Raw genomic sequence first — 14,098 nt, 5'->3', positions numbered from 1 at the left:
ATCCTGTAAGAGCCAGATAAAACAACGTAGATGTGTGCCAGTATTTACTCCTACCTTGCCTCATAAGGAAGGATCCTATTGGACATGATTCCGTTTGCATCGAATTCTCTCTTTTTAAAAGGTTTATACATGTTAGTCGTCAACACACATCAAAAATCCGGGTATTCCAAGGAGCATCTTCTCGAAGAATTAAATTCCAAAAAAATAACGCTGGGATTCGATGGCTACATTGATTCCATCGTTAAAATCGTTAAAACCAAGGGTGCAGACGGAGTGGAACACTATTTTGAAGACAGCACCGAGTTCGGATCTTATATCATCGACAAGGCCGACAAGAATTTTTCGCTGGAACTGCATCAGGAAATTTTCAAAGTTGGCGGAAATATGCCCATCACAGCCAATGCTTTTGCGCGTTTGGGTTGTAAAGTAGATTGTATTGGCGCACTGGGTTTACCCGACATACACCACATTTTTGAGCAACAAATGTCGGCCAACTGTACATTCCATAGCTATGCTGAGCCAGGAATGAGCACAGCTATTGAGTTTAGAAACAACAAAATGATGCTGGCGGAGTCGACACAGATCAACAATGCAGATTGGTCGTATATCAAGGAAACAATTGGTCTGGAATTGTTAATAAAACTTTTTTCAGGTAAAGATCTGATTGGATTGCTTAATTGGAGCGAACTGGCACATTCCAGCGACGTGTGGCGGGGATTGCTGACGGAAGTGTTGCCCTTTAGTTCTCAAATTCAGTCAAAACCAATTGGATTGTTCGACTTGTCGGATTGTTCTAAAAAAACAAATGTTGAACTTCTGGAAGCGCTGGAACTTATCAGGCGATTTGGCGACTACTGGAATGTGGTGTTAAGCCTGAATATGAACGAATCGACATGGATTTACAAGGCTTTGTATAAAGGACACACACCACGAATAGAAGAAACGGCAAAAGCGATTCATGACGCGACGGGAATACATACGGTGCTGATACACCATTCCACAACGGCCTGCTGCTGCAATGCAGATGGAATTGTTACAAAAGAGACTCAAAAAATATCCAACCCCAAACTGCTGACCGGCGCAGGCGACAACTTCAACACGGGTTTTTGTGCAGCCCTGCTTTTAGGAATGACCCCTGCGGAAGCGCTCGAAATGGGGCACGAGGTTACTCGTAACTATATTTCAACCGGGCAAAGTCCGCAATTAGAACATGTGCTTCAAAAGCGATAAAGGATATTACAATGCCCTTATCCGCCGATTCCTTCTTTCAGCCGGCCCATGTACCAGTCCACAAATTTCACTACATCCAGTTCTGACGGCGCATAGGGACCGGGTTGATATCTCGACGATTCTATTCCGCTGTAATTGTTCTCACACAGTTCCCAATCCTGCTCTCCGGTAACTTTCCAAAATTCAATCAGCCGCTCTACATCATAATCTTTGCCTTCCACCGCGTTTTCATCCACCAGCCACGACAAATCCACATAGCATTTTGAAGCACTCACAGGTGTAATGCGCATGGTCCAAACGTAATCACTCACGGCATCGATCCAGAAATTGGGATAACAAACCAAACCCAACACCCCGGCATCATAATCCTGGTGATCGCCCATCGGTACCGAAACCGCTTTGCCATCCAGACTGTAACTTTCAACATGGGAACGCAGCGGATAACGCACTGCAAAATGGAATGAGTCATCTACAAAGTCAATTCCCTTTGTTGCCAAACCTTTTGCAGACCATTCAACCTGCTTTTGCAGTAACTCTTCGTCTGCCGATTCCTTCATATTTGCTCCAACAACTGCTCTGCAATACTCCGGATGTGCTGCGCCGCAATGGTAACATTCCCGGAAATTTTCGGTGATCAGCTTCCAGTTTGTCCTGAGCACATATCGCTTCTTTGCCGCTACTTTGGCGCTGGGAATTTTAAATGGTTTGAGAAAAGGCCCGAAGCCAGCTTGCACCGGTTCAAAATCAGGAGGACTGTCGGCCAGCGAAATGAAGATCAGCCCTTCAACAATGCGTACGTGAACCGGATGAAGGTCAAATTCAGATTTATCAAAATCGTCGGGCATGTGTCTGGCTTTCAGGAGCGAGCCATCCTTGTTGTAAACCCACTGATGGTAAGGACACATCAATTTAGGGGCATTCCCCTGCTCTTTGGTACAAATTAATGATCCCCTGTGCCTGCAAGTGTTATAATGCGCCGTAACTCCACCCTGATCGTCCCTGATAATGATGATTGAATCGTGATGAACCTTGTAAGTAAAATAGTCTCCCTTTTTAGGAATATCCGCCGTTACACCTGCAAAAAGCCAATATCGCTGCCAGATATGTTTCATATCCATTTCAAATATTTCCTTATCTGTGTAAAACGCCTGCGGCAGACTTTCACCAGACTCATAGTTTTCGATCAGCGATATGGTATTCATAGTTCTTCGGTTTTAATACAGCAGATTTTGCGACAAGCCAAATTGTAATAGATCATTCCCTGTTCATAATGTAAACTTAGCAGTTGTCGGAACTCCAACCTCTCCACAAAGTTTGCCGATATCTACAGTATTTTCTTAGAATTTTATCTTTTTTTCAATTGCGCTTGCTGCTGAACTTGAAGCGTGCAATTTTTGGTCATTACAATGAACCAATGTCACAACCAAAGAACGTTTCAGTATGCAAAATCAAAATGACATTTCACGCAAGGAATTTATCCGACAGGTGGGAATAATGGGTGCTATTGCGTCATTTTTTCCACCAGGTTTGATGGCAGGTAGCTCCGAAGACATAAAAAAAATCCGCATAGGTGTTATTGGTTGTGGTAGCGTATCGGGTCAGTATTTCCCGCATTTGAGCAAATCTCCTTATGTAACCTTGGTGAGTGCCTGTGATATCGTTGAAGAAAGAGCAAAATCGGCAGCTGCCAAATATGCCATCCCCAATTATTACCCATCCATCGAAAAGATGCTTGCGGGAGCAGAATTTGACCTTTTGGTGAACCTGACCAATATGCAGGAACACGGCAGGCTCAACAAAATCGGCCTTGACAGTGGCAAAAATATTTGGAGCGAGAAACCAATGGCGAACAGCTATATGGAAGGTAAGTCGCTGATGGATCTTGCAAAGAAAAAGAACCTGAAAATTTGGGGAGCTCCGGCTGTGATCATGAGTCCGCAATTTGCCTTTATGTCGAAAGCGGTGCAGGAAGGAAAACTCGGAAAAGTATCTGCTGCGCATGCACATTATGGTCATCTCGGACCAACCTGGTCGGCGTTTTTCTATGAAAAACTAGGTGGAAGTATGCCCGATCTTGCCGTGTACAACATGGCTACACTCACCGGATTGCTAGGACCTGTAAAATCGGTGGTAGCGATGCTCAATATCATAACCCCAACCCGCAAAGTCGACAACCGTAATGCTCCGATTAAAGTAGAAGAAGAAGATAACAGCATGGTGCTTATGGAACATGCAAGCGGCGCTTTATCGCATGTACAGAGCGGTTTCAACTACTTTGATCCTTACGGACATGAAGGAAGCGGACAGGACAAGCCCACTATTTCGATTTGGGGAACGAAAGGGAACATGCAGCTTATCGGCTACGACTGGGCGCCAACCGGAGTGGATATGGCAACAGAAGAGCATGAGAAAACGCAGCGGTTTGCAACTGACACCGGTTCATTTGTCTGGCAACAAGGTGCCAGTGCAATTTCCGAAAGTATGTCAAAAGGTGTGGATCCGATTATAACGACTTTACACTCGCTACATGTTCTCGAGATCATTGAAGCCGCAAGAAAATCTCAGGCAACGGGCACAAGAATTCAGCTGAAATCGAACTTTAAATGGCCTTTGGTTTAATGTAGATATTTCCAGTAGCGATTTTTTAAAGTGCCGTAGGTTCAAAATGTTACGTACTTACGGCACTTACTCTTAACCTGAACATCAATTTTCTATCAATAAGACATCCCTAACAGGATTGCATATTGATTCAGAATTACACAGTACTTTAAATTGAGATGGTGGTGTAGAATTTGAAATCCGTTTCACTATTTTTCTAAGTAGATTTCAAAAATCCCGTAGGGATGAAATATTGGTAGAACAATAAAACAAACAGTTTTTCCCAAGTGCCGTAGGTACGCAACATTAACTCCTAAAAAATAACCACCACTTTTGCAGTTCCTGAAATAAAATACAATGTCAAATGACCACACACATATTCGACGATCACGCTGACTTATCATTCCGGGTGGCGAGGCTTATTGCTGAGCAGATAAAAACCAAACCTGATTCCGTAATCTGCTTTGCCTCGGGAGAATCACCATTACTCGCTTATAATTTGCTGGTGACGCTATTAAAATCCGAGAAAATTGAAACAAGTAAATTCACCTTGATCGGTCTGGACGAATGGATTGATATTACTCCTGAAAATCCGGGAAGCTGTGCCTATTTTCTGCATTCCAATCTTATTCAGCCTTTAAATTTGTCCGTAGATCAATACAGGCTTTTTAATGCGCTTACCGAAGATCTGAGTCAGGAATGTGAGACAATGGACAAATTTATCCTGAAAAAAGGTAGCCTTGACATGATCATTGTCGGTATTGGCATGAATGGACACATCGGCTTCAATGAGCCCGGAGTCCCTCAAAATCTATATTCGCATGTCATTGATCTCGACGAAACCACAAGAACGGTGGGTCAGAAATACTTTGAAGGAAAAACACAGTTATCGAAAGGCATCACATTGGGATTACAATACGTTCGGGAGGCAAAAACGGCAATCTTAATGGCTTCCGGAGAAAGAAAGGCGCCGATAATCCGCGAAACACTGGAAGGGGAAATCACCACAACAGTACCCGCGACGATGATGCGTGAGCTGGAAAATGGCCATGTAATGATCGACCGCAATGCTGCGTCCTTATTAAAGCCGCAAGAATGATTTCTGCCAGATTCCTTTCCCCTGCAAACCAGCTACGCATTTTGTACCTGCTGGTAATTTGTTGCACGGCGGCATGGTTGCCCGTTTTCGCGGACGACCTGAAAGCACGGGGATTTTCGGGAATAGAAATCGCGATGATCATCAACATCACGCCCATTACCATGTTTCTGATCCAGCCGGTTTACGGATTTCTGGCCGACAGAATCGGGTTTCGCAAGTGTATGCTTGCTTCGACACTACTGGCTGGAATATCGTTTTTGCTCTATCTCCAATGGAATTCTTTTATAGCGTTGGCAGCCGTAACGGTCTGCATGTCGGTTTTCTACAATGGAATTCAACCCATACTGGATAGTCTCACCCTCGAACTGGTAGAGACCTCTCCCACTTTCAACTACGGATCCATAAGGGTTGCAGGTGCAATTGGCTGGGCATTAACCGGCATCGTTACCGGTTATTTCATTGATCAGGTCGACACAAAGGTGATCTATCTTTTCTCATCCGGCAGCCTGTTCATCGCCTTTCTCATTTCTTTGACATTATCCCCGAAAGCATCTGCTCAACAGGAATCACAGGTTTCACTTTTAAAAAGTTTAAAATACCTGAACGACAAAAGCCTCTTGTATTTTCTGGTTTCTGTACTGCTCATTTCCGCTGCTGTTACCACCATCTGGAATTTCTATTCCATATACATGAAAGAAAACGGCGCATCGGCTTCACTTGTTGGCGTTGGTTTGTCGTTACAGGGGCTATTCGAAATCCCTTTCTTTTTCTTCTCTGTACCCATTATTCGACGGCTTGGGATCAAAAAAACGCTTTTACTCTGTGCCGGTGCATCTGCCCTGCGGATGTTACTTTATAGCCTCGTAGATGTTCCTGAATGGGCTCTGGGAATTGATTTGCTTCACGGCTTGTCCTGGTCGCTGTTCTGGGTTGTTTGTGTGGAGTATACCAATTTGCTTGTAAAAACAGAACTCCGCGCCACCGGGCAGTCATTGCTCTATGCGTCCTACTTTGGCCTCGGCGCTATTCTTGGAAACTTCTGGACAGGCTACCTGTACGACATGCACATGCGGATTTCGTCCATATTTTTTATCAATGCAATCGTGGTGGCTGCGGTTTGCGTATTCATCGCTGTGTTTATCAAAATCCCGGTAAACAAACCTGTCAGCAACATTCAATAAATTTTTGCAAGATTATTCTTTCTGAAATTCAGTGGGGTTAAGCCCACTACTTTCTGAAATTGCTGGTAAAAATTCGTGATGTTATTGAACCCGCACTTCACACTTATCTTCTCCACATTATCCTGTGTTTCCACGAGCATTCGCTGGGCTTGTTCAATACGAATTTCATTCAAAAACTGGATGACGGTTTTATGTGTACGCTCCTTAAAATACCGACAGAATGCAGTCAAAGACATATTGGCAATGTCGGCAACATCTTCGAGCCGTACTTCATTTTTGTAATTCATGATCAGGTAATCGAGCACACTGTCGAGTTTGGCAAGGTCGTGCTCATCTACTTTCTGGCGGTAATGAGCCGGACACAGATAACGATAGTCTTCTGTTTCGGCAAGTTCTTTAAGTATATTCAGGAAAGAAATGAGCTGGGTCGGTCCCGTTTGCTGGTAAGCGTTCAGTATCATTTCCCCCACCCTTTCAGTTACTTCTTCGCCAAACTTTATACCTCGTTTCGCTCTCAAAAAAAGATCTTTCACAGGTTCCATTTCCGTGTAATCGAGCAGGTCTTCCATCGCCGTTTCTTTCATCACCATGTAAGTTGCTCCGGCCAGGTTTTGCGCATGCTGTCCGAAGTGCGATTCTCCGTTTTTCCAGACATGCGCCAGATTAGCACCCATCATCACAAGTTCACGAGCATCAAAACTTTCGATGCTATCTCCCACGAAACGTGTACCTGAGCCACTTGTCAAAAACATGATTTCGATCTCGGGATGAAAATGCCAGGGCACCACAAAGTAAGGCCGCGACACTTTCACGATGTCGAAAGCTTTGCTTTGCGGAAAATGGATCTTAATAAACCAGGGATTTTTCATACGTAACAAAACAGCCAAATCAAAAAATAATAACAATGTAGCAAATGACTATTACAAAATTGGTAAAGCATTTCCGACATAACCACTAACTCCTGCCAAAATTCCGGATAAAGATAAAATAGAGAAATAATTGGATAATAACAACAACCCGTTACCAGACTGTTATCACCAATTTTAACCTAAATTCTTTGAGTTTATCGTCCCACGTTAATACCCGATTTACCATCATGCCCATGAATACAATCAGAAAAAACGGATTTCAGTATCTGTCACTTTTATTGCTGATTCCAACGATGCTGGTTGCTCAGCAAAAAACCATAACTGGTACTGTTGTTGATGCCCGCAGTAATCAGCCTTTGCCGGGAGTGAATGTCATTAAAAAAGGAACAACCAATGGCACCTCCACAGATGTCGACGGTAACTTTTCGATTCAGACCGACGGTGAGGTAACGCTGGTATTCTCCTATGTCGGATATGTGAACAAGGAAGTGAGCACAGGCGCACAAACCAGACTTTCGATATCCATGGAAGCCGACGAAAAGGCGCTTTCGGAAGTGGTTGTGATTGGCTACGGAACCGTTCAGAAAAAAGACCTCACCGGCGCCGTTTCGCAGATATCTTCCAAGGATTTTAATGCCGGAATAAACCCCAATCCTTTGCAGGCCATTCAGGGAAAAGTTGCCGGGCTCAACATCACACAAGCGTCGGGTGATCCAAACCAATCGCCAACGGTTCGTTTGCGTGGGTATACATCACTTGCCGGCGGAAGTGAGCCTTTGTATGTGGTGGACGGTGTAATTGGTATCCCTATCAATAGCATCTCTCCTTCGGATATTGATCGGGTGGATGTGCTCAAAGATGCGAGTGCATCGGCAATTTATGGTTCACGCGCTGCCAATGGGGTTATTATCATCACAACCAAAAGGGGTAAAACGGGCAAAGCAACACTCAATTTCAACAATTACGTAGGAACGGAAAGCATTTCCAAACGCCTCGACCTGATGAATGCAGACGAATACCGTGCACAGGTACTACGTATCAAAGGAGCCGGATCTTTGGACGACAATCTGAAATTTCCAAAAGGACCGAATGGACAGGGTTATGATACTGACTGGATTAAGGAAATTTCACGTGTCGGGTACACCAATAACCATGAACTGGCACTCTCCGGCGGCAACGAAAATTTCTCTTACCGCAGCTCTTTGAACTACATTGATCGCAAGGGAATAATAAAAAATACGGGCTTCAAAAGAACAACCGGCCGGGTGAATATTGATCAGAAGGCACTGCGTGATAAACTCAAAATCCAGTATAACCTCACCGTTTCCCGCGCCGTTTCCGATCTTGCCAATGATGGTATCATCAATCGGGCTGTGTTGTTCCTGCCTACACTCCCTGTCCGCAACGCCGATGGAAGTTATTATGAGGTTGATGGCAGCTTCGATCTCTTCAATCCGGTGGCTATGCAAAATAACTACCAGAGCGAACGCAAAAACAATGTTCTGATTGGTTCTATGAATCTGAATTACGATCTCACTGAAAATTTCAGTGTGGGCGCAAACGGAGCTTACCGCTACCAGAATAATGTAGAAAGTGCGGCATACAATATGGCTGTAAAAGCATACAAAGGAATGCTTGGCGAGGCATCCAGAAAAACCGATCAGCAGGACGATAAACTGCTGGAACTGACTGCTAAATACAATAAAAAATTTAACAACAATGGCAGCTTCAATTTGTTGGCAGGATATTCTTACCAGGAGGTTTCCAATGACGGATTTGGTGCCCGGAACAACATTGGCGACCCCTCATTGCAGGATATTGATTTGTATGGTCTTTTTGGATATAATAATCTGGGCAGATATCAGGGAACGCTGATCAGAGGGCAGAACAATTATGCCACGTCTTTCGCCAATTCATACAAACTCATCTCTTTCTTCGGTCGATCGACCATCAATTTGCTCGACAAATTTAATCTTACGGCAACGTTACGCAGAGATGGCAGTTCCAAGTTCGGAGCCAACCACAAATGGGGTATGTTCCCGTCCTTAGCAGCAGGCTGGACGATCTCCAATGAAGGTTTTTTATCTGGCAACAAAACATTAAACTACCTGAAATTCAGAGCCGGATGGGGACGAACCGGAAATTCGGAAGGTATTACTCCATATAACTCCTTGCTGCTCTATGGCCCTTCCACCAACAATTATTATGATCCGATCCTGAAAGATTATCTGCCCGGTGTGGACGTGATTCAGAACAGCAACCCGGACTTACGCTGGGAAGTATTGTCGCAGGTGAATCTCGGACTCGACTTTGAGTTATTCCAGGGTCGTATCTCAGGTACGTTGGAAGTGTACGACAAACGTACCAATGACATGCTTTACAATTATTCAGTAGCTCAAAATGGCGTTGACATTTTTGTTGGGAACATTCTTAAAAACATTGGTCAAATGTCCAACAAAGGCATAGAGCTTTCACTTGGCGGAACGGTGCTGGAACGAAACAAATTCCGATGGGCATCCAACATTGTGGGCTCAGTTTACAGCAATAAAATACTGAGGTTGAACGGTAACAATTTTGATTCCGGACAAATACTTTATAACAATTTTGATGGCCGCGGACTTGGCCTCATAACAGCATCAGAACTCAGAGAAGATCATCCGCTGGGTGAGTTTTATGTTCCGAAATTCAGAGGATATGACGATGACGGAAATGTAACTTTTGAAGCTGAAAATGGAAGTACATCAACCAACTACGCAGATGCCAAAAAATTTGAATCAGGCATTGGTATACCAAAAACAACCATTTCCTGGACAAACAATTTCTCTCATGGAAACTTTGATCTTTCCTTTCAGCTAAGAGGTGTTTTTGGAAATAAAATCCTGAACAACCTGCGTTCAAATCTCACCTTGTCAGGAAGTGTTCTTGAAAACAACATGATCCGGGACATTGCCGACTTCCCTGTCAATTACAGCACGCCGGCACTTTCAGATCGTTGGTTGGAAAGCGGTTCATTTGCCAGGCTCGACAACTGGCAGATTGGCTACAACATCCCTGCAAAAGGGATTATTCAGAATGCAAGAATCTACATTGGAGGCAACAACCTCTTCACCATTACAAAGTACACGGGCATTGACCCGGAACTGGCTGTGAACGGAAACATCGCTGCAAATGAACAAAAACCAAGCAGCATTGGAGTCGATTCTGGTTACATCTATCCCAAAACGCGTTCGTTTCAGCTTGGCGTAAATCTTACTTTTTAATACGAGACATTTAGCAAACAATTGATATGACTTCAATACGCAAATTCAGCATAAAATCCCTCGCGGTTTGGACGGCAACTTTCATCGCTATGAGCTGTACCAATCTGGACGAAGTGGTAAAAGATCAGGTCGAAAGAGACAAGTTCGGGGTGTCGCAAGGACAGCTCAACACGCTGATCGGGCCGCTCTATGGCGGGCTCGGCAATTACTGGAACACACTGGAATACCTGAACTGTGTTACCGACGAGCAACTTGCTCCCACCCGTGGCGGCGACTGGGGAGAACCAGAATGGAAGTTTATGGAAGAACATACCTGGCCAACAAACTTCTACGGTTTCGACGGGCTCTGGACGTGGGTGTATTCCAACATTGCCAAGATCAATGAAAAGATCACCAACCCGGGTTTTGCCAATCCTGAAACACAGGCAGAGCTTCGTACGTTACGCGCATTTTACCACTACATCGCCATGGACAATTTTGGCAATGTAATCATTGCTACCAATGTGGATTCGGGTAACTCAGGGCAACGGACGCGGAAAGAAGTTTACGACTTTGTGGAAAAAGAATTACTGGAATCTCTCCCGAACCTGTCAACAGATGTAAGGGCAAAATATGGCCGAATGTCAAAGTACGTAGCACATATGATTTTGGCAAAATTGTATCTGAACGCAAAGGTGTATACAGGCGAGGCACAATGGCAAAAAGCCGTGGATCAGTGCACGGCGATTATAGAGTCCGGCAAGTTTACCATATCGAGCGACTTCCTGTCGACATTCAGTGTCAACAACGAAAACTCTCCGGAAATTATCCTCTCCACACCTTATGATAAATCGAAACGGACGGGATTTTTTGCTCCGATGGCTGGCTTGCATTATCTCCACCAATTCACTTACGATTTAGGTTCTTCACCCTGGAACGGTTACTGTACATCGGCAGAATTCTACGACAGTTTTGAGCCCACCGACCAAAGAAGAAATATGTGGCTCACCGGCCAGATTTACAGTTCAAGTGGAGAAGCGCTGAAAGACGACGGCGTTCCCGCTATTCTGACAAAAGAAATTCCCGCCTTTAAAATGAACGCAGGACCGGTAGCCAGGCTCGCAGGTTACCGTTCGGTTAAGTACGAGGTGGAGGTTGGTGCGAACTTTGATATGAGTAACGATTTTGTAATCTATCGTATATCCGACGTGTATCTGATGCGTGGGGAAGCCAATTACAGGCTTGGAAAAATGCCAACGGCTCTTGCTGACATTAACGCTATTCGCAGTAAAAGAGGTGTAACTAACTTCTCCACCCTAACCGACGCCAACCTGCTTGCGGAACGCGGACGTGAAATGGCATGGGAACTTCACCGCCGCCAGGATCTTATCAGGTTTGACAAGTTTACCTCGGCATGGCAGTTTAAACCTGTTTCGGAAAAATACAGAGAGCTTTATCCTATCCCTTTGAACCAAATAGGACTTAATCCGCAATTAAAACAAAACACGGGTTACTAAATACATCTGTTTCGGTGAGGAGTGCGTGCTTTCAACTGGGCGCGTGCTCCTTTCATCATTCTAAATACCAGGTTTCAAAGTCTGGCTATCTATTGCGGCAATAGGTAAACCGAAACACTGAATTAGCATTATTTCGCCAAAGAATTTAAATTAAGCTTTACTTTTGACTTCATAAAACTGTTTTCACCGACCTGACAACTGGTAACCAACTTCATTTTACAATCTAAGAACTGTAATTCCGATTTGCATAACATGTCCTTCTACAAAAGAATAAAAGCCATTATTCCAGCTGCAATGGCAATTGTGGTCTTATCCTCTTTCCTCCTTTCCTGTCAAAAAAACAAAGAAGACCAATGGCCAGGATTTGGGCATGATGCTACCAACAACAAATTCTCTACACTTTCTCAGATTGATACCAGCAATGTGACTGGCCTGGAAGTGGTATGGCAGCATGAGGATGACCAGGAAAATGGTTCGTCGGTATTGTTTAATCCGTTGGTTGTCGATGGCGTTATGTATGCCTTCATGCCTACTGAAAAGCTGGTGGCTCTGGATGCCGCCACAGGAAAGAAAATCTGGGAGTTCAAACCCGACAGTACGGATATAAGCACCTGGACTCGTGGAATCACTTTTCACCACAACGAAAGTAAAAATGAAGATTTCCTTCTCTTCATTTACGGATCAACGTTTTACTCTTTGCAGGCGAAAACGGGGAAAGTAAATCCTACCTTCGGCACCAATGGAAGGGTCGATTTTTACACCGGACTGTCGGTTGAAGAATCGCAAAGGAAGGCTGTACACGTCACTTCCAATGCACCCGGAGTAATATACAATGACCTTTTTATTGTTGGTTGCAAAGTTCCGGACGAACTGCCGGCCACTTCCGGAGACATTCGGGCATTTGATGTAAACACCGGCGCATTGAAATGGGTCTTCAATACGATACCAAAAAAAGGAGAATTCGGAGCAGATACCTGGCCTGAAAATGCCCGCGCCAAAAATGGTGGAGCCAACTGCTGGGCAGGTATGGCTCTGGATCAGGAGCGGGGAATTGTATATGTCCCTACGGCGTCGCCTTCGTTCGACTTTTACGGAGCCGACCGGGAAGGGCAAAATTTGTTTGCCAATTGTTTGCTGGCGCTTGATGCCAAAACGGGAAAAAGACTCTGGCATTTTCAAACCACCCACCACGACCTTTGGGATCGCGACAATGGATCTCCGCCTAATCTTTTAACAGTAAAACACGATGGGAAGTCCATTGATGCGGTAGCACTTGCGACCAAGCTGGGTTATATTTTCCTGTTTAACCGGGAAACGGGCGAGCCGTTATTTCCGATCAAAGAAGTGCCTGTGCCTACCAAAAGCGATATGCCGGGAGAGAAACCCTGGCCTACACAACCATTCCCTACCAAACCAGAACCTTTTGCCAGACAAGGATTTAAGGAGGAATACATTACCGATATCACTCCTGAGCTCAACAAATATTTTAAAGATCAGATTAAAAACAATAACTACCAAACCGGCATTTACGAGCCACCAAATTTGAACGGATCGGTAATCTTGCCCACTGCGCATGGAGGATCCAACTGGGGTGGTGCATCGGTAAATCCTGCCACCGGTGTCATGTTCGTCAACTCGGCTGACTTGCCCTGGTTTCTTAAACTGACAGAGATAAAAGGATTGGCGGCAGACAACAATCTGAGTGGCGCAGAATTGTTTAAAATGTATTGCAGCAGTTGCCATGGAGCGAATAAAAAGGGAACCAATTTCGGGCCGGATATATCAAAACGAGCAAAGTTATTATCTGCCGAAAAGCTGGATATTTTTATTAAAAAAGGCGCGGAACCGATGCCTTCATTCAATCATTTGCCCCAACCACAAATTGATGCGATCATTTCATTTTTGAAAGACGAAAACATTGTTTCAAAACAGGAAGCGGTTGTGCACAAAGAACCTTACGGATTTTCGGGCTATGATTTCTATAAGGATGCAAACGACAATTTCGCTATTAAACCGCCTTACGGAACATTAAACGCCATTGACCTCAACAAAGGAGAAATTCTGTGGCAGGTTCCGCTGGGTGAAGATCCGAAACTGGCTAAAATGGGCATCAAAAACTCAGGATTGTTTAATCGTGGCGGAGGAATTGCCACAGCCGGCGGGCTCGTTTTCATTGCGGCAACGGGTGACGGTCGCTTTCGTGCATTCGATCAGAAAACAGGCAAAACGCTTTGGAATAAAGAATTACCAGGCAGCGGCTATTCTATTCCCTCCACTTATTCGATCAACGGGAAACAATACATCACGATAGGCGTCACCCCGAATCCAGACAAAAAATACAAAGGTGGATATGTAACTTTTGCGT

Annotated in this window: 9 protein-coding genes; 7 read left to right on the top strand and 2 right to left on the bottom strand. The window is 44.5% G+C overall.

Annotated features, from left to right (window positions below):
• Positions 1–129 precede the first annotated feature (129 nt).
• Entirely contained in the window at positions 130–1,230 is a 1,101-nt protein-coding gene (locus LZG71_RS07720) for a PfkB family carbohydrate kinase (RefSeq protein WP_233818715.1), read from the top strand.
• Positions 1,231–1,247: 17 nt separating this feature from the next.
• Here the strand turns inward: LZG71_RS07720 and LZG71_RS07715 are convergent, their stop codons facing one another.
• Positions 1,248–2,432: an aromatic ring-hydroxylating dioxygenase subunit alpha gene (locus LZG71_RS07715; protein ID WP_233818713.1), complete on the bottom strand. Its 1,185-nt coding sequence runs from the start codon at positions 2,430–2,432 to the stop codon at positions 1,248–1,250.
• A 238-nt stretch (positions 2,433–2,670) separates the two neighbouring features.
• Here LZG71_RS07715 and LZG71_RS07710 point away from each other — a divergent pair, with 238 nt between their 5' ends.
• From LZG71_RS07710 to LZG71_RS07700, 3 genes are all read left to right on the top strand, one after another.
• Complete coding sequence (locus LZG71_RS07710) at positions 2,671–3,849, top strand: Gfo/Idh/MocA family protein (RefSeq protein ID WP_233818711.1); 1,179 nt, start codon at positions 2,671–2,673, stop codon at positions 3,847–3,849.
• A 343-nt stretch (positions 3,850–4,192) separates the two neighbouring features.
• Positions 4,193–4,927 carry a 6-phosphogluconolactonase gene (locus LZG71_RS07705; RefSeq protein WP_233818709.1) on the top strand — a complete coding sequence of 245 codons (735 nt, stop codon included), beginning with the start codon at positions 4,193–4,195 and terminating at the stop codon, positions 4,925–4,927.
• Positions 4,924–6,108 (top strand): MFS transporter, encoded by a 1,185-nt coding sequence (locus tag LZG71_RS07700; RefSeq protein ID WP_233818707.1) that lies wholly within the window; start codon positions 4,924–4,926, stop codon positions 6,106–6,108. Before LZG71_RS07705 ends, LZG71_RS07700 begins: the two co-directional genes overlap by 4 nt.
• On the opposite strand, the gene LZG71_RS07695 is transcribed toward LZG71_RS07700, so the two are convergent.
• Positions 6,102–6,977, bottom strand: a complete 876-nt coding sequence (locus LZG71_RS07695) for an AraC family transcriptional regulator (protein WP_233818705.1) — start codon at positions 6,975–6,977, stop codon at positions 6,102–6,104. The two genes, LZG71_RS07700 and LZG71_RS07695, sit on opposite strands and share 7 nt — an antisense overlap.
• Positions 6,978–7,210: 233 nt before the next feature.
• On the opposite strand from LZG71_RS07695, the gene LZG71_RS07690 reads away from it, so the two are divergent.
• The 3 genes from LZG71_RS07690 to LZG71_RS07680 form a co-directional block, all read left to right on the top strand.
• Entirely contained in the window at positions 7,211–10,237 is a 3,027-nt protein-coding gene (locus LZG71_RS07690; RefSeq protein ID WP_233818703.1) for a TonB-dependent receptor, read from the top strand.
• 26 nt (positions 10,238–10,263) lie between these two features.
• Positions 10,264–11,733, top strand: a complete 1,470-nt coding sequence (locus LZG71_RS07685) for a RagB/SusD family nutrient uptake outer membrane protein (protein ID WP_233818701.1) — start codon at positions 10,264–10,266, stop codon at positions 11,731–11,733.
• A gap of 252 nt (positions 11,734–11,985) precedes the next feature.
• Positions 11,986–14,098 (top strand): pyrroloquinoline quinone-dependent dehydrogenase (locus tag LZG71_RS07680; RefSeq protein ID WP_233818699.1); only part of this gene is annotated, 2,113 nt, incomplete at its 3' end.

The organism is Dyadobacter sp. CY312 (assembly GCF_021390535.1).
In the GTDB taxonomy this organism is placed as follows: domain Bacteria; phylum Bacteroidota; class Bacteroidia; order Cytophagales; family Spirosomataceae; genus Dyadobacter.
This window is presented reverse-complemented; position numbering and strand designations above follow the sequence as displayed.